We start from the raw sequence: 22436 nt of genomic DNA on the forward strand, positions 1-22436 counted from the left end.
AGATCCTCGATGAATCCCCTGCGGGGGGCAGGCACAGTAACCACCGACCCATCCCGGCCCCCTCGCCACACAGGCGGCCTGATCCGGTCACCTTCGTGCCTGGGGAACCATCGGCCTTCGACGGCCCCGCGCGCGGACCGCCCCCCTTTGCCGCTCATGGGAAGACCACCGAGGATGATGGCGCCCGACATCGAATCTCTGCCGCGCGTGCTGGCCCCGGGCCGCGCCCGCCCACCCAACGCGCCACCAGCCGACGACGCCGATCTGGCGCTGCTGCTGATCACCACCTGGGCACTGCGCAGCGGCCGTTCCCTGCGACCGGTCCCCGTCCACGCCCTGACCATCGAAGAACTTGAGACGTTCTGGGCCGACGACCAGCTCACCGACGACGGCCTCGCCTCCGGTGCCCACCGCCGCGGCGACCACGGGCCATGACCCCGAACCGCGGCCCCCGGGCCCCCACACCGCAGCCTCCAAGACGGCCACCCCGCCGACCTGACGCCGGCTCCGGCGAAGCACGCCCCCGCACCCGACCCCTCACCGACGAGCGAGTCCGACCCATGCACACCACACTGATCGCCTGCGACATGTCCGCGTTCGGCGACCCGCGCCGCACCCGCCCCGCCCACCGCGCCATGCGCGACACCATGTACACCGCCCTCGAATACGCCATGGACGCCGCCGGGCCGCCCTGGCGCCACTGCCATCACGAGGACCGCGGCGACGGCGCGCTGATCACCCTCCCGCCCTGCACCCCGCCCGCCAACATCCTGGACCCCCTCGTCCACCACCTCCACACCCGGCTGCGCCGCTCCAACAACCTGGCCAGCGCGCAGACGCGGGTGCGGCTGCGGATGGCCGTCCACCAGGGCACGATCGAGCACGACCCGCACGGACTGGTCAGCCACGCCGTCAACCACCTCTACCGGCTGCTGGACGCCCCCGCCTTCCGCCGCGTCATGTACCAGCACCCCGACGCCGACCTCGCCGTCCTGGTCTCAGACGAGGTGTTCCGCGCGGCCGCCGACGACGACGCCCTCGACCCCGCCCTGTACACGGCGATGCCCATCACCTGCAAAGAGACCCGGACGCGGGCCCACCTGTGGCTGCCGCCCGTTCGCCGCCCCGCACGCTGACCGCCGGCCAGACCTCGTCACGGCGGCGGCTGTGACGAGGTTCTGGGGCGCTGGCGTTCCATGGGCCCGATCACCCGCCGGGGGTAGTGGTTGTCCATGCTGCGCCGCTGGTGGCTACGCGAGGCGGCTCGTCATGGCCAGTAGGGCGTGGCGTGCGCGGCCGCCTGGACGATGAGGGCGCCATCGAGTGTCGCGGCGGTCGTGTCGATGCCCAGGATCCGCCATTCGATGACGAACTGGAACGGGCCGGGTGGTGGGAGCGGCCAGAGCCACAGTTGTCGATCGCTCTCGTAGAGCTGGTCCCCGCTGCTGGATCCGCTGCCGGTTTCGATGAGCGTGGGAGGGTTCGGCTGGCCGGTGGGATGCGCCCGCTTGCGGAAGGTGCCGCCGGCGGTCGCCGCCTCGGATCCGTCAGGAAAACGGACACCGAACGTGAGATCCCCGTCGGCCGGTATGACGTCGGGGTCTCCGTTGCTGTGCCGGTCGACCAGCCGTGTCCAGCGTGCCCTGTCCATCGAGCCCCGCCGGACGGCCAGCTGCACGCCGAGACGGCACCCTTCGGGGAAGGCGATCGCCTGTTGAAGTGCGACGACGGCGTGGTCGCTCCTGGCGACCACCTGCTCGATCGGTACCGGACAGCCCAGCATGTTCCGGGGAGGTCCCTGCCATTCGGCGGTCATGCGCCCCACCCTACGACGGTGTTCCAACGGGCCGGGGTGCGGTGGGTCCCGCCCGGCCAAGACCGGTCGGGCGGGACCCACCTCGGGAGCTGGGACGAACGATCAGCCGAGCCCGCCGATCGTGACACTCGGCCGGGCGGCGGTGCAGACGAGGCCGTTGATCAGGAGCGCCGTGCCACCGTCGACCCAGTCGAACGTCCATCCCTTCTGAGTGAGGTTCTGCCAGATGCGGGACGCCTGAGTGCCGTACATCGCCCCTCCAGCGGTCTGGTGGGACGTGCCGTACTGGTCGGAGAGCTTGACGGTCCAACTCCAGTCGTAGGCGATCTCGGGCGTGTTCCTGAAGCCGCTCACAAGGGCGACCTGCCATACGGCGGTCTGGGTGACCCGGATCCAGGCGGTTCCGCAGTTACCCGACACCTCGTCGTAGTCGGTGTTCGACAGGGCGCGGATTCCGTGGTGCAGGATCGGGCTCTTGTGGCGGCCGGACTTGGGGTCGATGGGGACGGACTGCTGGTCGCCGTTCTTGTAGGTGACGATCTTGTATCCGTGGGCCTTGGCGACCGCCGCGTTGAAGCCCGTCACGTACATGCCCCGCTGCATCTCGCGGTGCTTGGGGGCCGGGGCCTTCCCGAGCACCGGGCGGCTTCCCGTGCCTGCGAATGCGGCCGTGGATGCGGCGAGCATCCCCATCGTGATGGTGGACACCATCAGTGTCCTGGTCAGACTCCTGGTCGCGGTCATCGTGCGTGCCTTCCTTTCCATTGCGCGGAAGGTGGAGCAAGCATGCCTAGTGGTGGTCGCGCTGCCCTGCGTCCTGGCTGGCGTGAACATTCACCTTGGCCCCCGCCTGTTGGTTCGACCAGATTTACATTCATGTGCGGGAGCAGTCGCTTGATTAGGCTCAGCATCAAATCCATTGACATGAAGAGTCGAAGTCCTGTCAAAGCGGCCGCAGAACATCTCGCCCGGCAGCACGTCGCTGGCCAGGCGCAGCGGCAGATACCAGCCGCACCCACGCGACCTCGCCCTCAGCCCGAGGGTTTCACCCGCGCGGCCAGCGCAGCGGCGGGCGTCTTGCACAGCACCAGGAACTCGATATCACGGTTTGAGAGCGACGCCTGCGAACGCATCAACAGCCCGCGGCAGACCGAACCGGGGCGGCTCCGGCCGCCACAGCGGAGTGGAGACGATGCCCGGCTCGACCAGCGTCACGGCCGGGAGCACAGGGAGCGGACCGGGACCACGAACCGCAGCCCGTCGGTGGAGGCGACCAGCCCGCCGCCCCAGTCGGCGGTGATGCCGATCTCGTCCTGGGAATCGACAGGATGACCCGGCCGGATCTTCCCGCTGCCCGGAGCGGCCCGCGTTCGCCCGAGTCGCCGCCGCCGCGCATCCCCCTAACCAGGGTTATTGAGTGATGGCGGTTGGGTGAGTGGACGGCTCGGTGGTGGGGGCGTATGCCGGTGGCATGGCGAGGTACCCCCAGGGTGGTGGGATGTCCGATGCGGGTCGGGAGCGTCGGGAGCGGGTGCGGATGCGGGCTGCGGTGTGGTTCGCCGAGGGTCGTGCGAACGCGTGGGTCGCGGGTGAGTTGCGGGTCGGTGTGCGGCAGGTCGAGAAGTGGCGTCAGGCCTGGCGCCACGGCGGGGTCGAGGCGTTGAGGTCGAAGGGCCCGCACCGGCGGGCGCGCCTGGACCAGGCGGCGTTCGCCAGGTTGGAGGCCGAGCTGAACCGTGGTCCCGCCGCGCACGGCTACGCCGACGACCAGCGCTGGACCCTCGGCCGCATCGCGGTGCTGATCCACCGGCTGTTCGGGATCGACTACACCCTTCCCGGAGTGTCGTTGCTGCTCCGGCGTAACGGCTGGTCGGTGCAGGTCCCCGGGCGCCGGGCCGTGCAGCGTGACGATGCGGCGATCGAGGCGTGGAAGCGGGAGGTGTGGCCGCAGGTGGAAGCACCGCGGGCGACCTGGGCGCCTGGATCTGTTTCGAGGACGAGACGGGTCAAGGGCTCAGGCCGCCGCGAGGACGCTCCTGGAGCCGGCGCGGACACCGCCCCGAGGTGACCGTGAACGGCGGTGACCACGGCGGACGGATCTCAGTGCGTGTTTGAGAAGTTGATCTAGGTCGGTGTGGCTACGTGATCTTGTGTGGTGGTTCGGTCAGGTTGGTCGGGTGTCGCGACAGCCTCGTTACCCCTCGGACCTGACCGACGAGCAGTGGGCGCTGGTGGAGCCGCTGCTGCCCCCCGCAGGCGCTGGTGGACGGCCGGAGAAGCGTGCGCGGCGGGACGTTGTGGACGCGGTGTTGTACGTGGTGCGCACCGGGTGCGCCTGGCGGCAGCTGCCTGCCGATTTCCCGCCGTGGCAGACGGTGTACTGGTACTTCGTGCGGTGGGAGAAGCAGCGGGTCACGCTGCGGATGCTGGATGCGCTGCGGCAGCAGGTCCGCCGGCTCGACGGCCGCGACGCCGAACCGACCGCCGGGATCATCGACTCCCAGAGCGTCAAGGCCGCCGACACCGTCGGCCGCGCCACACGCGGGTACGACGCCGGCAAGAAGGTCAACGGCCGCAAGCGGTTCATCGTCACCGACACCCTCGGCCTGCTGCTGTCGGTCACGGTGTGCGCGGCCGGCGTCCAGGACCGGGACGGTGCCAAGAGCGCGCTGCTGGGCGCCTACCTGACCGCCCCGCGGTGCCGGTTCATCTTCGCCGACGCCGGCTTTGCCGGACGGTTCGTCCTGTGGGCCCATGACGTGCTGCGCACCACCGTCAGCATCGTCCGTAAACCAGCAGATCAGAAAGGGTTCGCCGTGCTGCCCCGCCGGTGGGCGGTGGAACGGACGCTGGGCTGGCTCACCGCCCACCGGCGCCTGGCACGCGACTACGAACGCCACCCCGCCACCAGCGAGGCCATGATCCGCTGGGCCGCCATCGGCCTCATGACCCGCCGCCTGGCACGTGGCGGACGACCCGCGACCCGTCAAGGCCCACGCCCCCTCGAACACGAGTAACAAGACCCTTCTCAAACACGCACTCAGCCGCAAGCCTTACGTGTTACCGGCCCGGGCACAGGTCCCGGCTGATCTACCGGCTGCACCACTACCGCCGCCGCAAAGGCGAACGGGTCGGCTTCACCCTGAACGAGTACAAGAGCCTGCTGCAGGCCGCTCACCAGCAACTACCGGGTGGGAGGATCGTGCTGGTCTGGGACAACCTGGGGATCCACCACTCCAAGGCGATGCGGGCGTTCATCGACGCCCACGACTGGCTCACGGTGTTCTACCTGCCGGCCTACGCCCCCGACCTCAACCCCGTCGAGAGCGTGTGGTCCCTGCTGAAACGTTCCATGGTCAACTTCCTGACCACCGACCTCGACCACCTCACCCACATGATCAAGCATCGTCTCAAGGCGATCCAGCATCACCCCGACGTCATCGACGGCTGCCTCACCATCACGGGCCTCACCCTCACCACCACACCCGCCAACACCAATTAACCCTGGTTAGATCACACCCGGGCGGGACACAATCCCCAATTCCGGTTGATTTGGGTTGATTGGCGGCCGTATCGGGTCAGGTTGGGGGGTGGTCGGGGGGGCCGTATCGGGGAGAGGGTGCAGGGGCGGGTGCCGACAGGCTTCCTGCCGACGACACAAGGAGAGCATCGTGACCGTCCTGCTGACACGCAACCCGAACAACGCAGCCCTCGACGCGCAGCTTCGCAGCTACCGCATCGAACCGTCCCGGATTCCGAACTTTGAACTCATAGAGCCCAACACCATCCCCACCAGTTTTTGGGAAGTCCGCAGTAGCTCTTCCAGTTTCGAATTTCGGGCAAGCGGGGTGATCGGTCGGCCTCGGGTGATGCGCTACAGCTACGGACCGCCAGTGGCGCTCTCCACCGCCGTGGCGAACGCCACGTCCAACCCGATAACACGGACACTCTCCGGGTCCGAGACGGTCGGTACATCGACCTCAATGTCCATCTCTTCCACTGTCCAAAGCTCGTTCTTCAGAACCGTCGAAGTGTCCGTCACCGCCAGCTTCTCGCAGACCTGGACCTCCGAACACACTATGAGCGACACCTTGGAAGTCATCATCCCCCCGGGGATGGTGATGTGGCTGCAAGGCCAGGCTGTCATGCGGACCGTTGATGCAGACTACGTGGTGTTTGATCACGGGAGGCTGCAAAATCCGCTCTTTCCGGAGCAAGTCTGGCGCCACATGGAGGGGCACTTCAGGGGCACTGTCACCGCGCCGGGCCGGGAAGGGAACCTCACCGACTACATCGTGGCACAGGAGGCCCCCATTCCCCGCGGTATGGCCGACAGCCTACGGTCAGCCTCCCCAAGCGGTCCGGAGAGCGACGGAGTGCTGGAACTACCGGGCCTTACGGCCGCCCTGTTGCTGGCAGACTCCGCCGAGGGCACGGGTGACTGACCGGCGACCCGGGCCGCGGCGGGCGAGGGCGAGGATGACTCCCGAGCCCGCCGTCCGGGAACTGCTGCGCGCTGCCGTGATGCTCGTGCGGGCCTGGGCGGACTCCGCCGCCGGGACGGCATTGAGATCGGCGGCATGAGCGGCAGGCGCCGCTCCTAGCCGGCCTTGCCCCGTGCGCAGGACCGGTGTTGGACTCGAACGGGCTTCCACGAAGTGTTTCGGCCGTTATCCGGGGTAGCGATCTTGAAGGGCTCTGCTTGGGCAGGTCAAGCACTTGCGGTCGCGTCCGTATGAGGTGTCGGCCGCCGTTGCGGGGGCCTGGCGTAGCGTCGCTCTCTGCCGGGTCTGGACTCGCAGGGGCAAGCTCACGGGAACCCGTTCTCGTCCAGGAACCCGGCAAGCGCGGCGTCGTCGAGCGCAGCGGCTGTGACGAGGTCTCGGACTGCGGCGATGGAGGCCTCGGCGCCATCGCAGAGTTCGGTGATGGCTTGGGCGCGATCGGTGGTGAACTCGATCTGCTGCTTGTGCAGGCGGGCGAGCGCCCGGGACGTGGCCATGCGGATGTCGGCCATGTCGTTGAAGACTTCCATCGAGGGATCGGCCTGCGTCACGTGGTGGTTCCCGTCCGTGTGGATTCGGTGGGTGATTGTTGCTCCGAGCGATCGGTGCTGTGGGCTGTTCTGGGGCCGACGCGGCGTCGGAGTTCGAGGTTGTCTCCGTGTGCGGCTTCCAGTGCCTGCTTCGGGGCGGTGATCTCGTCTCTCGATGCTGCTCCACCACGTCACATCACACTTCAGTGCGCCCGCTTGCTGAGCGCGCCAGGTTCACGATGCCGACGGCCTTGGACCCGCGGAGCCGACACCTCGGCTGCATCCATCGTCGGCACCTACCCACCGTAGAGGACACGAGTAGACGAGATAGGCCAACATCGCCAGGGACGTTGGTGCGGCCCTCAGCCGCCCTGCCGGGCGCTCAACTCCTCACGGTGCTGAACAGCTCGGCTCCCGCCTCCCAGCCAGCCAACCCTTCATGGCGTGATGGGCATCGGCCCCGGTGGCCCGAGAGGCGGATGCGCCGAGGTCGTGGCGGGTGTGCATCGGGTTGAGCCGCCGGTTCACCGGCGGCGGCTGGTGCTCAGCCGGGCCTGGCGGGGCCCTCCATGTGCCGCCACAGGGACGTGGGGTAGAGGTCGGTGCGCAGTGCCGCTTCCAGGCGGGGGATGGTTCCGAGGTCGGGGAGTACCTCGCCGGACAGGATGCGGCTGATGGTGGAGGCACTGACGCTCGACGCCTCGGCGAGCCCGCGCGGGTTCATCCGGCGGAGTTCCATGGCCTCGGCCAGGCGCAGGGCGAGCTGGCGGCCGTAGTGCGCGCTGAGTGGGGCGTCGTCGACCAGCTCGCCGTGGGGCCACGCTTCCTTGCCGGAGGCGTAGGTCACGGGTGCCTTATCGCTTCGCACCGTCATCTCCTGCTCGAGCCCGAGTTCTTGCACGTGAACCCCCACATCTTCCCTGGTCAGCACGGTCTCCCGTTCGACAACACCCATCACTGACCCATAGATGGGAGAGTGCTCGAGTCCAGACGTTGCCGTGAACTTGCAGATGGCCTCGACCAGAACTGTCGTATGCCCCATCTATGGTTCTGATCGTGTTGATAATGACCTGTAGGTCGGACGCCCGTTGCGATCCCGGACCGGCCGAGTCCCGCAATGAGAGTCGGCGCCGCCCCGGGTTCCGGTCCGGCGGCCTGGTGCTGCCGGACCGGAACCCGCAGCGAGCACCGGAAGAGACCGGCGCGGGGAACCGCCGGTGAGCCGGGCCATCGAGAACACCACCACCCGGCCGCGGCCAAGATCGGAGTCGGAGTCGGGGTCGGGTTGCGGGACGGGCGCCGGGGCCTCGGCTGCAGGTTCTGCGCCGGAGTGGACTGGGGCGAGAAGGTCAACCACCTGGCCGTCGTCGACGCCGCAGGGGCGGTGGTGGCGCACACGACCTTCGTCGAGGACCCCGAGGGCATCAAGGCCGTGCTCGACACGCTGCGCGGGCTCAGCGGCAGCCATCGCCATTCGCGTCTGGACGTGCCGGTCGCGATCGAGACCGGTCACGGACTCACCATCGCGGCGCTGCGGCAGGCGCGGCAGCCGCTGGTCGTGGTCAACCCGACGGTCGCGGCGACCTACCGGGGCCGCGCCGGAGTCGGGCGACGCAAGGCCGACCGTACTGATGCGGCGTTGCTGGCCTCGCAGCTGCGGACCGACGGGCACCTGCACCGCCTGACCTTCAGCCCCACACCCCAGGCGCAGGCGATCACCGTGCTGTCACGGCAGCACCTGGCCCTGGCCGGGACGCGGCGGACCCAGCTCAACCGGCTCCGCTCACATCTGCGGCTGTACTTCCCGGCGGCCCTTCAGGCGTGGCAGGACCTGCCCGACGGGATCGGCCGGGCCGAGGCCCGCGCGGTCCTGGCCGTCGCGCCCACCCCCGAACTCGCCAAGCGGCTGACCTACCAGCGGCTGCTGGAGCTGGTGGTGGCGGGACGGACCCGGCAGCCGCACCTGCACGCCGACCGGGTCCACACCGTGTTCCAGGAAGCCCAGCTGCGGCAGCCGGCGCCCGTGGAACAGGCGATGGGGGCCGCGACCCGGGCGCTGCTCGCCCAGGTCACCAGCACCACCACCATCCTGGACGCTCTCACCCTGGAGCTGCTGGAGGCCTTCCGCGGGCATCCGCACGCGCCGATCTACTGTTCCTTCCCCGGAGCGGGGGAGCTGACCGGGGCCCGCCTGCTGGGCGAGATCGGCGATGACCCGGCGCGGTTCCGTACCGCTCGAGGTCTGTGCGCCTACGCCGGGGCTTCGCCGGTCACCTGGTCGTCGGGGGAGTCCCACACGGTCACCCACCGCAAGATCGCCAACCGCATCCTCAAGGGGACCTGCTGGATGTGGGCGTTCGCGGCGCTGTCGGCCTCGCCCGGTGCCCGCAGCTACTACGACCGGCGCCGCGAGGCCGGCGACCGGCACGGCACCGCCCTGCGCAAACTCCAAGGGCGGCTGCTGCGCGGCCTGCACCACTGCCTCAGCACCGGCGAGCACTACCAGGAGCGGGTGGCCTTCCCCCCACCCGCTCCGGAGCCGGAACCCGCCGCGCCCGTGCTCGTGTCCGAGCCCGACCAGGGCCCGGACACGAGCACGGCGGCCCCGGTGAACGCCCCCTGACCGGGGGCGGGGACGACGGCAGTCAGCCTGACCACCATCCCGGGCCCAGAGCCTCTACGCGGGAACCGGCCACTGCCGCCCCCGCCCCCGTTATGTTCTTCGTGGTCCTGCAAGAGGGCCGCTGGCCTCTCGGGCCCGGCATGACTACTTGCCCCCTGTCGACCATGACCTGGGGGGTGGTGTCACCGGGCCCGTGAGGTGTCGTCGGAGACGCTGATGAGAGGTCCGACCACCGCCTGACCGGGCGCAACGCCCGGCCGTCTGAGGGCGGCAGGTCTGCATAACGTGGATGCGCGAGCACGACACCGACCCCCGAGGCCGGCACCCGGAACTTCCCAGGGAAGGCGAAGTGGTCAACACCGAAGACGTGGGCGTGTTCCTCGGCCTGGACGTCGGCAAGAGCTTCCATCACGGGCACGGGCTGACCCCGTCCGGCAAGAAGGTCTTCGACAGGCAACTACCCAACAGCGAACCGAAGCTACGGGCACTGTTCGACAAGCTCACCAGCAAGTTCGGCACCGTCCTGGTGATCGTGGACCAGCCGGCCTCGATCGGCGCTCTGCCCTTGACCGTCGCTCGGGACACCGGCTGCCGGGTCGCCTACCTGCCCGGCCTTGCGATGCGCAGGATCGCCGACCTGTATCCGGGCGAGGCCAAGACCGACGCGCGTGACGCCGCGGTGATCGCAGACGCCGCACGCACCATGCCGCACACCCTGCGCACGCTGGAGCTCACCGACCAGATCACCGCCGAGCTGACCGTGCTGGTCGGCTTCGACCAGGACCTGGCCGCCGAGGCCAACCGCACCAGCAACCGCATCCGCGGCCTGCTCACCCAGTTCCACCCCAGCCTGGAACGCGTCCTGGGCCCGCGCCTGGACCACCCCGCCGTCACCTGGCTGCTGGAACGCCACGGCTCCCCGCAGGCTCTGCGCAAAGCCGGACGCCGCAGACTGGTGGAGACCATCAGACCCAAGGCACCGCGCATGGCGGCCCGCCTGATCGACGAAGTCTTCGACGCCCTGGACGAGCAGACCGTGATCGTCCCGGGCACCGGCACCCTCGACCTGGTGATCCCCTCACTCGCCCGATCCCTGGCAGCCGTTCACCAGCAGCGACAAGCCCTGGAAGACCAGATCGAAACCCTGCTGGAGGCCCACCCTCTTTCCCAGGTCCTGACCTCGATGCCGGGAGTCGGAGTCAGGACCGCCGCCGTCCTGCTGGTCACCGTCGGCGACGGAACCAGCTTCCCCACCCCCGGCCACCTCGCCTCCTACGCCGGCCTCGCCCCCGCGACCAAGTCCTCAGGCACCTCGATCCACGGAGAACACGCACCCCGAACAGGCAACCGGCAACTCAAACGCGCCATGTTCCTCTCGGCCTTCGCCGCACTCCACGACCCCGCCTCCCGCACCTACTACGACAAATGCCGGACCCGCGGCAAAACCCACACCCAAGCCCTACTCCGCCTCGCCAGACACCGCATCAGCGTCCTGTTCGCCATGCTCCGTGACGGCACCCTCTACCAACACAGACCCCCACGCACCACTTGACCAAAGACATAGAGGCACCCCCCCCTTTCGACCGCCAAGCGGGCGACCGCGTGCACGCCAAGGACCACCCCGGGCCAGCGAGCCCTCGAACGGATACCCGGCACCGCGCCCACCGCCCGCCTGGCCCACTCCCCACCCCACCCGCTCATCCCCCCACCCGCCGTCGACACCGACGCGCCCCCGAAGGAGAGGAACCGAGATGACCTCCGCACCCACACCCGACCAGATCCGCGACCCCCGACTGCTCGCCGCGCACCTGTCCACCCACCACCTGCCCGGCGCCCGGTCGATGACCGCGATCACCCGTCTCCGCCGCGACCGCGCCCTGAACGCCGCCTCCCACCGCGCCCGAACCCGCCCGGTTCCGCTGCCCACCCGCCTGAACCAGTGGTTGGAGGCGACCTACACCGCCGAGATCGCCCGCCGCGGCGGTGAGACCGTCATCGCCGAACAGAACCGCGAAATCCCGCTGCGGATCATCGACCGCGCGGACGGGCTGGTGCTCCTGCGCGCCGAAGGCTGGCGGTACTACTCCCGTGCCGTCCGGCCCGCCCACGCCGAGCTGGCCTACCTCGCTGGAGGGGCGACCGGCGCGCACCGCGACTCCGCAGGGCCCTGGGCCGTGCGGATCCCCGGCACCCTCACCACCGTCGCCGACGCCCTGGCCTGGCTCACCCCCAGCGCCGTCACCGACGCTCTTGCACAAGGCCGCCGCGTGCGACGCCAAGGCGACATCTATGCCATCGAAACCACCCCCGCGCACGACGCGGCGTACCGGCTGGATCGACAACCCCGATCCCGCCACCCGCGGCCGCGCGCCGTCCCACCACTGGAAGGCCGCCACCCGCCACCTCACCACCCACCACCCCGCCGACGGCCGCAAACACCGGCCCCTGCGCCTACCCCACCGCGTACGGTTCGTCCGACAAACCGCTCTGGCGATGGGACGCGGAAACGGCTGGGGCCCCGGCGACTAAACGCACGTCTCCTGCCAGCGCAAAGCGGCGGGCCTCCCAGCCCCGCCGACCACGCGCGACGGTGCGGCCAGTGCACTGGCCGCACCGCCTCACCCCCCTGCCGTCGTTCACCGGCCCCTGCCCCGCTCCGGGCTCTCATGACACGATGCGTCACATGCCCGCCCGCAGACCACGCCCCCGGCGTCCGCTGCCGAACGACGCCGACAACGAGCGGCTGCTGCGCGAGCGAATCGCCCGTAATGCGCGCATGTACGCCATTCACGAGAGCATGGTGCTGGCATCGGACTGGGCCGTGTTCGAGTACCCACGCCCCCGTCCCGGACTTCACGATCCGGAAGCCGAGCCACGTCGCGCCCGCGATCAGGGGGTCCGGGCTTCGATCCGGGAAAGCGCCCTTTCGCTGATCGAAGCCCACGATTGGGACCCCGAACGCTACGACCACCACGAGAAGATGGTGGCAGAGGCACACCACCTCGCCTGTCGCGCCGCGATCTCGGTCGGCATGCCAGCTGAAGCAGCCGGTGCGAATGCCGCGTGGGCCGTCTCACCCGCAGCGACCCCGGTCCCGCACCGCGATGTCACCGACCAGACCAAGAAGGTCGTGGCGGTACTGGACGGCTTGACGGCGGCCGAACAGCAGACCGTCCTGCGTGAGGCGGCCAAGGTCGTTCAGTGCGACGTGCAGGCCCACTGAGCGGCTGCGCACCGAGCTGGAACATCTGCACCCGGGGGCCACGACTGACCGGCTGTGCTGGACGCCATCACCCCGACGTCGAATCCTTGCACGAGCCCGCACCGGCGACGCGACGTGCTGAAACTGCGTCCCAATGCCTTCGAAGTCGATCTCGCCGAGGTCGACTTCGACTCCCGTGCAGGAGGCCGCGTAGCCCTCGCCCGGCAGCGACTACTGGTCGCGCGGGTCGGTGACGTCGAGTTCGGGGTTGGCGACGGTCGGGACCGGCCAGCCGCGGACGTAGGCGACGATCGTGTCGTTGGTGAGGGCGAAGTCGTCGCCGTAGGGAATGCCGTCGCGCCACCTGCTGATCGCCTCGCGGGCCTTGTCGGTCTCGATGGTGACTGCCGTGAGCTTGCGGCCGTGCGGGTCGGCCAAGGCGATGAGGGCGTACCCGGCCTCGCACGGTGCGATGACCTGCGGGCCGTCTTCGGGCACGACGATCGCGGCGTGCTCGGTGAGCAGGGCGCACACACCTGGGTAGTCCAGGTCCTCCACGCCCGGGGGCCGTTCGGCGCCGCTGATGACCGCGATGCCGCGCAGCTGGCCTGGGGCGAGCCGGAACAAATCCTCCTGGCCCTGCTGACCGGCCTGCCCGGCTTCCTTGTGGCGCCCGCGGCTCCGGCTTCCCTTGCCCATCACAAATGCCCCCTTTGACCGGTAGGAACATGACGGCACCACACCACAGTAGGGGTGGGGACGATGCCGAGTGGGTCGAGTCCCGGGAGGCCGAGCGCTCGCCGGGGCCGGTGTTACCTGGGCCGTGAAGGGCCTTCTCCGCCAGAATCAAGACCATGACCTCTTTGACCCAGATCTGGATCTGCTCGATGTCGGAGGTTGTCCGCGCCGATCAGGTGACCTCGCTGTTCGTCTCCAGCGGGCCGCCGGACAACCGGCTGGACGAGACCAGCCGCCAGGGCGTGCTGTGGGCGCACGTGGTCGGCCGGGACGAGCCGGTACGGCTGGACGGCTTCGCGGGCATCACCCCGCCAGAACTGCTGAACGCCTTCACCCAGACGATCGCCGAGGCCACCGAAGCCGCCTGGCCCGTCGCCTACATCAGGCTGGACCACACCGGCGGCCGGGCCCCGGCGACCCGCGTGAAGCTGTTCACCTCCTTTTCGACGACGGACGCCTCGACGGACGGACAGAGATGAGGGACCTGCTCAACCGGCTACTGGGCGGGCTGGACCACGACCGACCGCGCTACGGGTACGGCCGCGGCCGCCGCCCGCTGTGGGACGAGCGCAACCGCGACGCCGAACGCATCCGCCGCGCCCTGCGCAAGGCCGGGCTCAAAGAGTTCAGCGACCGCCATGGCGGATTCGTGGTCGAGAACGGCGAGGAGAGCGGCCCGTTCTCCGTCGCCGCCGCGCTCTCCCCGGTTCTCGACCAGGTGGACATCGCGGTGGTGATGGCCGACTACACCCGGGCGCTGACCGCCCACGGGTGGCGGGTCGGCCCCGACACCGGCCCCGACTTCCAGGAACAGATCCTGGAGGTCTGGATCACCCCGGGCTGACCGGGACGGCCCCGGGCGGCGCCCTTCGGGGTGCACCGAGGGCCAGCCGAGTGTCGGCACCGGTCGTCTGCCGACACTCGGCAGACGACCGCATCACCCCCGACGACACGGTGAAGATCACCCACCTGGACCGGTCGTCGCGGGCACTGCCGGAGATGCAGCGGCTCGGCGTCACCACCCACCACCGGCTGGCGGGCCCGGCCCATGCCAGCCAAGCCCTGGGCGGGGCGGGTCACCGCCGTTTACGCCCGATGCCGCCGATGGCCCCAGCCGCGGCGGGGGCCGGACGGTCAGGGCCGGGCCGCCAGTCGGGGAGCGGCACGATCCAGGTGGGGGCATCACCTGCAGGCCGGTGAAGAACCCTGGTCCGTTCGGGGCTGCGCAACACGAAGGGGAGGGCGCCGCCCCCACCTGCTGCGCGACACCTACGCAACCCGCCCGCCTGCGCCAGGACGGAGCAGACCCCGCCCAGATCCAGGCCCTCCTCGGCACGCCAGGATCGACAACCAACACGACCCCGCCTACGTCGACCGCATCCTCCGCTCCCACGCAGGCATCTTTCGGCCTATGCCGCCGACGGCGTCCACCGCACGGGGGCGGGATAGCTAGGGTCAGGGCGCCAGTTGGGCAGCGGCACGACACCGGGAGGGACCGGGTCCGGTCCGGTGAGGAATCCGGCGATCTGTTCAGGCCTGCGCAGCACATACGGGCGGGCACCTGAGCCGTTGTATCTCGCTTGGGCGCCACGGCCAGCTCGAGCCAGACACACCTCAAGCTGGCGGCCCCTCGCGCGGCGGACACCAGCGGAGCGTGGTCGGTGTGGCAGTGAGCCGCTGATCCGGACTGGCCCGATCAGCGGCGTAGCTCACCGCGGAGTGCCTCCAGGTGGGCTGGGGCTGGTTCGGGTGATGCCGAGCGGTGCGATCGCGGGCTTTGAGGCGGTGGCGGCCGAGGAGGCCGCCGCCGAGCGCGCAGCGGCCCAGCACGACCCGACAACCGCAGGCGGTGGGCACTGCACTCACGGACCAGGCCCGTCGTCGAAGGCGTCGCCAGGGAACTCGCCCTGAACGTGTCCGAGGCGCCCGGCGTCGTCGTCGCCTACCTCCGACGGCCACGGCCGCGGCGCGGCGGGAGGGATGACCTGGTTCAGGTAACCCGGCCAGGGCTGGCAAAGAGATCGTTCGTTGGTGTGTCGGATGAGGCACTGGGCGTGGTCGATCTTCATGCTGAAGGTAGGGATCGATCCGGGCGGCGTGGGCGCCTTGTCCGGGTGACCGCCCTGGCCGCGGTCACCCTATGGACCCCTACGGGGCTTGCCCTGCCACGACACGAACTCAGACAGTCGAGCAGAAGTTGCACATGCGCTTCTCCGAAACACGCCGGGCCAGGAGGCATCGGAGTTTGCCATGCCCAGAACACATACTCGTCTGCAGGACCGCTCCCGCTCGGCCGAGCGCGCTGGTAAGCGGCGCCTATACACCGGAGAGCCGCTCAACCTGGCGCGCCGGGAACTGGCAGGCCAGCAGGATGGTCAACCGCTGATTCCCGCGGCCATCGCGGGCCAGGCGGCGCTGGAGACAGCCGCGCTGCTGCGCTGGGGCCGCTGCGGCTACAGCCGCTGGGGCGAGGGGCTGTTCGAGCGGGCGGAGCGGCAGGCCGTCTACCCGCCGTTCGGGTTCCGCTTCGTCACTCCGCGGCCCGAATCCCTCACCGTCGACGTCGACCCCGAGATGCTGGCAGGGTTCATCGCCCGGGTCCTGCCCTCGATCGACCCGGGTGACGCTGAGGTGCACGGCGTGCCGGGGCTGCGGGCGCGGGTTCACGACCGGTACGTGCTTGTTCACCGGCTCGGCCAGGACGGCATGATCCGGGTCGCCGCGTCCGCGGCCCAATGGGAACGTGCGGTGGCGCTGGTCCAGAGCGGCGCTGCCGGTACGACGTTCCCCTGGCGGACCAGTCCCTCGGCCTGGACTGGCGAAGAGAAGTCGTGCGCGGCGTCCTTCGGGTGGCTCTGGGACATGGGACGTGAGGGCAACCAGCTGGTGTCGGGGTTGCTCCGACGCTGTCACGCCCTGAACGGCCCGGACATCACCCAGTTCTGGCACGTGTGGCGTTCCGACAACCAGCACCTCATCCTGGAATGGGAAGGGGGAGTCACCCACCAGACGGTTCTGGACCGGCTCCTGGACCCCGAAGGCGGGCTTGCGATCACCGCACCATCTCGCCCGTGCCGCTGCGAGGTCCCCCAGCCGCTGGTGAGGGCGGGCGCAGGCGCACTCGTCCGCGAAGACACCTGCTTCACCGTGCACGTCTCGGCGCCCGGCGTGCGGGGGATCTCCTTGCGGCGACTCCTGCCTTGGGAAGAGTGAGCTGCCAAACGTGACTCGCGCCCCAGGCGCCGAAGGGGTACAGCCCAGCGGTTGAAGGCCGATCGTTCCGGCCCGCCCGAGCCGGAGCGCGCGCAGGGAGGGCCGAATGGCGAATCGTCTGTCCCGGTAGCGAGCAGATCGGGGAGGTGCGTCGCCCGCGCGAACGACTGCGGGTCTGGCCCGCCACTGCGGCGGGCCAGACCCGCGGGATGAGACCGAACCCGGTTACCGCGACACCGGCGCCCAGGGCTGGTCGTCCAGGGTGGTGAGGGTCCGAGGAGGGCGGTGCCGGCGGACGTCGATCGGGGTGACCGGGTCGAGGACGTCGAGCACCGTCCAGGTGGTCAACCGGTCGATCCCCTCAACCCTCCTCATCTCGCCGAGGACGGCGGCCAGGTGACGCGTGGAGGTCGCTGCGGCCGCGCCGATGATGTCGCAGGGGCCCCAGCCGGTCGCGACGGCCGTCACGCCTGGTTGCCGTGCGAGTTCGGCTGCGACGTCCTCGGCGGCCGCGGTGGTGGTGACCGCGAAGCCGAGGGTGAGCGGGAGTCCGGCCCTGGCCGGGTGGATGACGGCGGCGATGCGGACAACGCCGGCCTCCAGCAGTCCCAGCACTCGGGCCCGGGTCGCCGCCTGCGACAGGCCGACGCCCTGACTCAACGTCGAGAACGACGCGCGCGGATCGTCCTGGAGAAGCACCAGCAGTTGCCAGTCGACCGCGTCCAGACGGCCCGCCGACAGCCCCGGGACGGGAAGGGGTGCGGGTTCGGCGGCGTCGGTGATGACGTTCACCGCGCGGAAGACCTCGAGCCGGTGGACGGCGCGGTGGCGGCGGAGCTGGTCCACCTCAGCCGCAAGGTCGGCGTCGTCGCGGGCGCGGATCCGCACCACAAGGTCGTGGTCCGCGCCGGTGGTGCGTTGGCAGCCACTCGTCGACCGGTGCGCGATGAGTATCTTGGCCGCTTCCGCGGGATCGCCGTGGGCGGTCACCAGCAGCCACGCCTGGACCGCCTGGCCGAACAGGGCGGGATGCGGTGACGCGACGACCGTGGCGGCGCCCTGGTCGAGGAGCAGGCGGAGGCGGGTCCGGGTGCTGGTGCGCGACAGCGTGGTCTGGTCGGACAGGGCCTGGTAGGTGACACGTCCGTCCTGCTGCAGGGCGGACAGGATCATCCGGTCGAACCCGTCCAGGTCGCGCACGTCACCTCACAAGAAGCCGAGCAGTCCCCGTCAACGGCCACGGCCGTTCACACCGCTCACGACTCGAAAGCTCCCGACCACAATAAGACGATCGATCGGATCTGCCACGCGAAACACCGCAACCCTCCCGGAACGCTCCATTCCCGCGAAGGCCGCTTGAACAGAGATCACCCTCCAACCCCGCAGATACCTGTCGGTGACGCCGCCGCTGAACGCGCCGGGATGAGTGGACTCAGCCCAGGGAGCCGGTTCTCTCTGCGGCGGCGCGGGAGTCAGCGGCGGTCGATCCAATCCAGATCCGGGGTCTTCGGGGCGTTCTCGCGGGGGCCCAGCCGCCCGGCGACCTGCGCGGAAGCTGAGCGGAGAATCTCGGCGGTACAGGCACCGCCGAGCGCGCCGGACACGCCCGACGTTGCGGTGCGCCCAACCCAGCGCGGCGGCGGGCATCTCGTACTCCAGTAGGCACTCGCCGTCACAGTTTGACGCCGACGCCGGCGAACGCATCGACGGGCTGCGGGCGACCGACCCGGGTCGGCTCCGGCCGCCACAGCGGGGTGGAGACGATGCCCGGCTCGACAAGTTCCAGCCCCTTGAAGAAGCGCGCAAGGTATTCGGGTGTCCGCGCGTAGTACCGCTTGGCCCCGGCACGGACGTACACGGTGGCGTTCTCGATCAGCCCGCCGCGGCGGGCGTACGCCTCGAGCAGCACGGTACCGGTCAGGGCGATCCGGCCGCCCTCGGTCGGAATGCTCCACGGGCATCTCCCGTGTCGGAACGCCCGCCAGAAGGTCGAGCTCCCGGCGCGGGAATGCCCGGGGTCGGTGAGGAGCGCTCAGGGTTGATCCTCGTCATGTTGCTGGCGAGCCCAGCGGATCTCCGGCTATGAGCTGAGAGGTGCTCCCGCCGACGCCGACCGGAAGGTCGCCGAGAACGGCGATGCGGTACATGGTGCGGGGCTGGTCGACGGGGGCGAGGTCGGTGGCGGCCAGGTGTGCGGTGGCGCGGTTGTCCCACATGGCCACGTCGCCGGGGCTCCAGCGCCAGCGGGCGATGTATTCGGGGCGGATCATCTGTTCGTAGAGCAGCTCGAGCAGTGCGCTGCTCTCGTACGGGGTCAGGCCGAGGATCCGCGCGGTGGAGGCCGGGTTGACGAACAGGACCCGTTCGGCGGTGTCGGGGTGAACGCGCACCAGCGGGTGGTGGGCGATCTGGAGGGTGTCGGTGTTGAGGGTGAGAACGGCCCGGTCCTCGGGGTCGGCGGCCGACAGGTGGCAGCCGGCGAAGAAGCGGTGTTCGGTGGTGAGGGTGTCGGCCAGCTCGCGTAGCGGCCCGGACAGGCCCTGGTAGGCGGCGGCGAGGTTGGTCCAGCAGGTGTCGCCGCCGTGGCTGGTGACGGTGGCGGCGCGCAGGATGCAGATGGAGGGCGGGTTGGGGTAGGGCGTGAGGTCGGTGTGCCAGCCGGCGGTGGGGGAGGTCCAGCGGGCGCGGTAGCGCTCTTCGAAGTCACGTCCGTAGCGGGCGTCCACGGCGTCAGGGTCGACGGTGAGGATGTGGGGGAATCCCTTGGGGTGTGGGCCGTGGAGGGCGGCGGGCCGGTAGGTGGGCGGGCCGAAGTTGCGGGCGAAGGTGGTGTGCTGGTGGTGGTCGAGGTGCTGGCCGGGGAAGAACAGCGCCTTGTGGTCGCAGAGGGCGCGGTTGAGTTCGGCGACGGAGGGAGTGGGCAGGGGCCGGGTGAGGTCAAGGCCGGTGATGACGGCGCCGATGTGCCCGGCGACGCGTTGGAGGGTGAAGGACGAAGCGGCGGCAGTGGGGGGCACGGCAGAGTTCCTTCCCGGGGGACGGGCCGCAGGCGGGTTCGGCCCGCGGCCCGGACGTTGGACGATGCCGGGCTACAAGGCCTGGCGGGCGTAGTTGGGGGCGTCGGCGATCATGGCGACGTCGTGGGGGTGGCTCTCCTTGAGTCCGGCGGAGGTGATCTGCATGAGCTGGGCGTCCTGAAGGTCGTTGATGGTGGCGGCTCCGGCGAAGCCCATTCCGGCGCGCAGGCCGCCGACGAGCTGGTGGACGATCTGGGCGAGGTCACCGCGGAAGGGCGTGCGTCCTTCGATGCCCTGGGGCACCAGTTCCCGTTCCGACAGCACGTCGGCCTGGCCGTACCGGTCCTTGGAGTAGGAGGTGCCGCCTCGTTCGCGGTTACGCATTGCGCCGAGTGAACCCATGCCTCGGTAGGTCTTGAACGGCTCACCGTTGATGACGACCAGTTCGCCGGGTGCTTCTTTGGCTCCGGCCAGAAGGGATCCGAGCATGACGGTGGAGGCTCCGGCGACGATGGCCTTGACGATGTCGCCGGAGTACTGGATGCCGCCGTCACCGACCAGCGGGACACCTGCCGCGGCGCAGGCCAGCGACGCGTCGTAGATTGCGGTGATCTGGGGGACGCCGGTGCCTGCGACGACGCGGGTGGTGCAGATCGAGCCGGGGCCGACGCCGACGCGGACTCCGTCGGCGCCGGCGTCGATGAGGGCCTGGGCGCCCGCCCGGGTGGCGATGTTCCCGCCGACGATGTCGACGCCGTCGAGCTGCTTGGACAGCAGCGCGACGGCTTGCAGAACGTCCTCGTTGTGGCCGTGGGCGGTGTCGACCATGAGCACGTCCACCCCGGCGTCGGCGAGCAGGCGGGCTCGGGCGATGGCGTCGTCGCCGACGCCGACGGCCGCGGCGACCAGCAGCCGTCCCTGCCCGTCGCGGGAGGCGTCGGGGAACTCATCGCTCTTGACGAAGTCCTTCACGGTGATCAGTCCGGTCAGCCGCCCGGCGTCGTCGACGATGGGGAGTTTTTCGATCTTGTGGCGGCGCAGGAGGGTGAGCGCGTCGTCGCCGCTGATGCCTTCGGGGGCGGTGTGCAGCGGCGACGGGGTCATGAGGTCGCGGACGGGGCGGGAGGGGTCGTCCTCGAAGCGCATGTCGCGGTTGGTGATGATGCCCAGCAGCCGCCGGTCCTCGTCGATGACCGGGACGCCGGAGATGCGGTAGGTGGCGCACAGCTGCTGGACGTCGGCGAGGGTGGCGTCGGGCCCGCAGGTGACGGGGTCGGTGACCATTCCGGCCTCGGAGCGTTTGACCTGCTCGACCTGGCGGGCCTGGTCGTCGGCCGACAGGTTGCGGTGCAGGACGCCCAGGCCGCCGAGGCGGGCCATGGCGACCGCCATGCGGGTCTCGGTGACGGTGTCCATCGCCGCCGACACCAGTGGGATCGCCAGCTCCACATTGCGTGAGACGCGGGTGCGGGTGACGGCGCCGCTGGGGATGATCTTGGATGCGGCGGGGACCAGCAGGACGTCGTCGAAGGTGTAGCCCGGCGGAAGGATCTTGGGGCGGTCGGAGCGGGTGTCCACGGGCAGAGCCAGCCTTTCAACATGAGGTGACGTGCGGTGGCGGGGATTGAGGTCCCCGTGGTGCGTGCTGCGGCTGGCCGTCGTGCCCGTCTGGGGCGCGTCCCCGGGGCGGCTGAGCCCGTACGGGCGAGCGGCCTCCGCCTGCCGCAGATGAGAAACCCAGAAGCCGTTCACTCAGGGTTCCGGTGCGTCCACCGTAGGGGATCACCTCATCGCGGGGAGGCTGGTTGTGTGCGGACGGTGCAGGTGTCGCGGAGTGCGTCCAGACGGCGGCGAATCCAGCCGAATTGCGCGTCGCCGATGATGGTCCGATGCGGTTCCGGCACTGGCGAGAAGCCGCCCAGGCCGGTGCTCCACTCGGTCAGGACCGGGCCGTCGGCAGTGATCAGCCAGTCGGTGTGCAGCAGCGGGCTGCGCAGGCTGTCGGCGACCTGTCGGGCGGCCGCGGCCAGTTCGCGCACCAAGGCGGGGTCGCCTGTGGTGCTGGTGCCGCCCTGGTGGGTGTTGGCGACCAGACCACCGCGGCGGTGCTGGGGGTACAGCACGTCCCCATCGGTGAGGAACAGGCGCAGGTCGCCGTCGTTGGGAAGGCACGGCTGGGCCACGTAGCCGATGCCGGTGGCGCCGATGACGTCGAGGGCGCCGGACAGTTCGGCTGGATCGGCGGCGCGGACGATGCCGTATCCCATGCCGAGTCGGCGGGGCTTGAGGAGATAGGGGCCGTGGCCGAGGCAGGCGCGGATCTGCGGCAGCGCGCCGCGGGCGTGCCTGCCTGCGGGCAGGGCCAGCGTGGGGATGGCGGGAATGCCCAGGGCTTGGGCGTGGTGGGCGATGGACAGTTTGTCGGTGACCAGCTGGTGCGGCAGGTGGTCGGGGTGGTTGAGCAGCACCGCGCCGGGCGCGGCTGCGACGGTGGCGCGGATCGCGGCCAGGGCCTGGTCGGTCTGCGGGTCGTTGGAGAAGTCGTCGACCTGAACCCCGACCAGGGCGCTGCCGGGCTGCTCCAGCAGGTCGTGGCCGTCGACCCACAGGCGAGGCTGGCCGGTTGCGGCGGGGACGATGGCGCTGACGGGGATGATGCGCCAGGCCATCCCGGCGCGGGCGGCGGCCGCCGCGTGGACCTGGCCGGCCTGGTTCAGTGCTGCGGTGAGCGTCTCGGGCGGTAGGTCCTGGTCCCGGTAGACCATGACGATCAGGTCAGGGGGTTGCATGGT

Annotated in this window: 24 protein-coding genes; 13 read left to right on the forward strand and 11 right to left on the reverse strand. The window is 70.2% G+C overall.

Going from position 1 to position 22436, the window contains the following annotated elements; translation table 11 throughout:
* The first annotated feature begins 156 nt into the window (after positions 1–156).
* Positions 157–435: a hypothetical protein gene (locus EBO15_RS20650; protein WP_147481580.1), complete on the forward strand. Its 279-nt coding sequence runs from the start codon at positions 157–159 to the stop codon at positions 433–435.
* A gap of 125 nt (positions 436–560) precedes the next feature.
* A complete protein-coding gene (locus tag EBO15_RS20655) occupies positions 561–1136 on the forward strand; it encodes a hypothetical protein (protein ID WP_122196065.1) in 576 nt (191 codons plus the stop codon).
* A 131-nt stretch (positions 1137–1267) separates the two neighbouring features.
* Here the strand turns inward: EBO15_RS20655 and EBO15_RS20660 are convergent, their stop codons facing one another.
* Both EBO15_RS20660 and EBO15_RS20665 read right to left on the reverse strand, forming a co-directional pair.
* Positions 1268–1816 (reverse strand): hypothetical protein, encoded by a 549-nt coding sequence (locus tag EBO15_RS20660; RefSeq protein WP_199744695.1) that lies wholly within the window; start codon positions 1814–1816, stop codon positions 1268–1270.
* A 102-nt stretch (positions 1817–1918) separates the two neighbouring features.
* A complete protein-coding gene (locus EBO15_RS20665; RefSeq protein ID WP_122196066.1) occupies positions 1919–2560 on the reverse strand; it encodes a hypothetical protein in 642 nt (213 codons plus the stop codon).
* A 754-nt stretch (positions 2561–3314) separates the two neighbouring features.
* Here EBO15_RS20665 and EBO15_RS20670 point away from each other — a divergent pair.
* The 4 genes from EBO15_RS20670 (at position 3315) to EBO15_RS43695 (ending at position 6261) form a co-directional block, all read left to right on the forward strand.
* On the forward strand, positions 3315–3884 hold the full coding sequence (locus EBO15_RS20670) for a winged helix-turn-helix domain-containing protein (RefSeq protein ID WP_233616322.1): 570 nt from the start codon (positions 3315–3317) through the stop codon (positions 3882–3884).
* 82 nt (positions 3885–3966) lie between these two features.
* Entirely contained in the window at positions 3967–4833 is an 867-nt protein-coding gene (locus tag EBO15_RS20675) for an IS5 family transposase (protein WP_122196067.1), read from the forward strand.
* A gap of 146 nt (positions 4834–4979) precedes the next feature.
* Positions 4980–5318: a transposase gene (locus EBO15_RS45380; protein ID WP_267898423.1), complete on the forward strand. Its 339-nt coding sequence runs from the start codon at positions 4980–4982 to the stop codon at positions 5316–5318.
* Between the two features lie 169 nt (positions 5319–5487).
* A complete protein-coding gene (locus tag EBO15_RS43695) occupies positions 5488–6261 on the forward strand; it encodes a hypothetical protein (protein ID WP_147481581.1) in 774 nt (257 codons plus the stop codon).
* A 365-nt stretch (positions 6262–6626) separates the two neighbouring features.
* On the opposite strand, the gene EBO15_RS20695 is transcribed toward EBO15_RS43695, so the two are convergent.
* Both EBO15_RS20695 and EBO15_RS20700 read right to left on the reverse strand, forming a co-directional pair.
* A complete protein-coding gene (locus EBO15_RS20695; protein ID WP_122196070.1) occupies positions 6627–6872 on the reverse strand; it encodes a hypothetical protein in 246 nt (81 codons plus the stop codon).
* A gap of 523 nt (positions 6873–7395) precedes the next feature.
* Positions 7396–7719 carry a helix-turn-helix domain-containing protein gene (locus tag EBO15_RS20700; protein ID WP_158628300.1) on the reverse strand — a complete coding sequence of 108 codons (324 nt, stop codon included), beginning with the start codon at positions 7717–7719 and terminating at the stop codon, positions 7396–7398.
* Between the two features lie 462 nt (positions 7720–8181).
* On the opposite strand from EBO15_RS20700, the gene EBO15_RS20705 reads away from it, so the two are divergent.
* The 4 genes from EBO15_RS20705 to EBO15_RS20715 all read left to right on the forward strand — a co-directional run bounded on the left by EBO15_RS20705 (position 8182) and on the right by EBO15_RS20715 (position 12697).
* Complete coding sequence (locus EBO15_RS20705; RefSeq protein ID WP_158628301.1) at positions 8182–9474, forward strand: IS110 family RNA-guided transposase; 1293 nt, start codon at positions 8182–8184, stop codon at positions 9472–9474.
* A gap of 349 nt (positions 9475–9823) precedes the next feature.
* Positions 9824–11026: an IS110 family RNA-guided transposase gene (locus tag EBO15_RS20710; RefSeq protein WP_122196073.1), complete on the forward strand. Its 1203-nt coding sequence runs from the start codon at positions 9824–9826 to the stop codon at positions 11024–11026.
* A 737-nt stretch (positions 11027–11763) separates the two neighbouring features.
* Entirely contained in the window at positions 11764–12003 is a 240-nt protein-coding gene (locus EBO15_RS43700; RefSeq protein ID WP_147481582.1) for a hypothetical protein, read from the forward strand.
* Positions 12004–12157: 154 nt separating this feature from the next.
* The gene (locus EBO15_RS20715; protein ID WP_147481583.1) at positions 12158–12697 is read left to right on the forward strand and encodes a hypothetical protein; all 540 of its coding nucleotides are present in this window, start codon (positions 12158–12160) and stop codon (positions 12695–12697) included.
* Between the two features lie 210 nt (positions 12698–12907).
* Here EBO15_RS20715 and EBO15_RS20720 read toward each other — a convergent pair whose 3' ends face one another.
* Positions 12908–13375, reverse strand: a complete 468-nt coding sequence (locus EBO15_RS20720) for a hypothetical protein (protein WP_147481584.1) — start codon at positions 13373–13375, stop codon at positions 12908–12910.
* Between the two features lie 155 nt (positions 13376–13530).
* Here EBO15_RS20720 and EBO15_RS20725 point away from each other — a divergent pair, with 155 nt between their 5' ends.
* A complete protein-coding gene (locus tag EBO15_RS20725) occupies positions 13531–13893 on the forward strand; it encodes a hypothetical protein (protein WP_147481585.1) in 363 nt (120 codons plus the stop codon).
* Positions 13890–14258, forward strand: a complete 369-nt coding sequence (locus EBO15_RS20730) for a hypothetical protein (RefSeq protein ID WP_122196077.1) — start codon at positions 13890–13892, stop codon at positions 14256–14258. Before EBO15_RS20725 ends, EBO15_RS20730 begins: the two co-directional genes overlap by 4 nt.
* 565 nt (positions 14259–14823) lie before the next feature.
* Here EBO15_RS20730 and EBO15_RS47335 read toward each other — a convergent pair.
* Positions 14824–15027, reverse strand: a complete 204-nt coding sequence (locus EBO15_RS47335) for an SAM-dependent methyltransferase (RefSeq protein ID WP_199744696.1) — start codon at positions 15025–15027, stop codon at positions 14824–14826.
* 637 nt (positions 15028–15664) lie between these two features.
* On the opposite strand from EBO15_RS47335, the gene EBO15_RS20740 reads away from it, so the two are divergent.
* A complete protein-coding gene (locus EBO15_RS20740) occupies positions 15665–16627 on the forward strand; it encodes a hypothetical protein (RefSeq protein ID WP_122196079.1) in 963 nt (320 codons plus the stop codon).
* 225 nt (positions 16628–16852) lie between these two features.
* On the opposite strand, the gene EBO15_RS20745 is transcribed toward EBO15_RS20740, so the two are convergent.
* From EBO15_RS20745 to EBO15_RS20765, 5 genes are all read right to left on the reverse strand, one after another.
* Positions 16853–17827: an Lrp/AsnC family transcriptional regulator gene (locus tag EBO15_RS20745; RefSeq protein ID WP_122196080.1), complete on the reverse strand. Its 975-nt coding sequence runs from the start codon at positions 17825–17827 to the stop codon at positions 16853–16855.
* 472 nt (positions 17828–18299) lie between these two features.
* Positions 18300–18536: an SAM-dependent methyltransferase gene (locus EBO15_RS20750; protein ID WP_233616324.1), complete on the reverse strand. Its 237-nt coding sequence runs from the start codon at positions 18534–18536 to the stop codon at positions 18300–18302.
* Positions 18537–18675: 139 nt separating this feature from the next.
* Entirely contained in the window at positions 18676–19644 is a 969-nt protein-coding gene (locus EBO15_RS20755) for a TauD/TfdA dioxygenase family protein (RefSeq protein WP_122196082.1), read from the reverse strand.
* 72 nt (positions 19645–19716) lie between these two features.
* Positions 19717–21222, reverse strand: coding sequence for an IMP dehydrogenase (gene guaB, locus EBO15_RS20760; RefSeq protein WP_122196083.1), 1506 nt, complete (start codon positions 21220–21222; stop codon positions 19717–19719).
* 209 nt (positions 21223–21431) lie between these two features.
* On the reverse strand, positions 21432–22433 hold the full coding sequence (locus EBO15_RS20765; RefSeq protein ID WP_122196084.1) for an ATP-grasp domain-containing protein: 1002 nt from the start codon (positions 22431–22433) through the stop codon (positions 21432–21434).
* Positions 22434–22436: the final 3 nt, after the last annotated feature.

The sequence above is a fragment of the Actinomadura harenae genome (assembly GCF_003696215.1).
GTDB lineage: Bacteria > Actinomycetota > Actinomycetes > Streptosporangiales > Streptosporangiaceae > Spirillospora > Spirillospora harenae.

Bases quoted from the DNA above. Each gene is read 5' to 3' on its own strand.
- EBO15_RS20650 (WP_147481580.1), top strand. From the start codon at position 157: ATGGGAAGACCACCGAGGATGATGGCGCCCGACATCGAATCTCTGCCG.
- EBO15_RS20655 (WP_122196065.1), top strand. From the start codon at position 561: ATGCACACCACACTGATCGCCTGCGACATGTCCGCGTTCGGCGACCCG.
- EBO15_RS20715 (WP_147481583.1), top strand. From the start codon at position 12,158: ATGCCCGCCCGCAGACCACGCCCCCGGCGTCCGCTGCCGAACGACGCC.
- EBO15_RS20740 (WP_122196079.1), top strand. From the start codon at position 15,665: ATGCCCAGAACACATACTCGTCTGCAGGACCGCTCCCGCTCGGCCGAG.
- EBO15_RS20660 (WP_199744695.1), bottom strand. From the start codon at position 1,816: ATGACCGCCGAATGGCAGGGACCTCCCCGGAACATGCTGGGCTGTCCG.
- EBO15_RS20730 (WP_122196077.1), top strand. From the start codon at position 13,890: ATGAGGGACCTGCTCAACCGGCTACTGGGCGGGCTGGACCACGACCGA.
- EBO15_RS20665 (WP_122196066.1), bottom strand. From the start codon at position 2,560: ATGACCGCGACCAGGAGTCTGACCAGGACACTGATGGTGTCCACCATC.
- EBO15_RS20725 (WP_147481585.1), top strand. From the start codon at position 13,531: ATGACCTCTTTGACCCAGATCTGGATCTGCTCGATGTCGGAGGTTGTC.
- EBO15_RS20670 (WP_233616322.1), top strand. From the start codon at position 3,315: ATGTCCGATGCGGGTCGGGAGCGTCGGGAGCGGGTGCGGATGCGGGCT.
- EBO15_RS20765 (WP_122196084.1), bottom strand. From the start codon at position 22,433: ATGCAACCCCCTGACCTGATCGTCATGGTCTACCGGGACCAGGACCTA.
- EBO15_RS43700 (WP_147481582.1), top strand. From the start codon at position 11,764: ATGCCATCGAAACCACCCCCGCGCACGACGCGGCGTACCGGCTGGATC.
- EBO15_RS20720 (WP_147481584.1), bottom strand. From the start codon at position 13,375: ATGGGCAAGGGAAGCCGGAGCCGCGGGCGCCACAAGGAAGCCGGGCAG.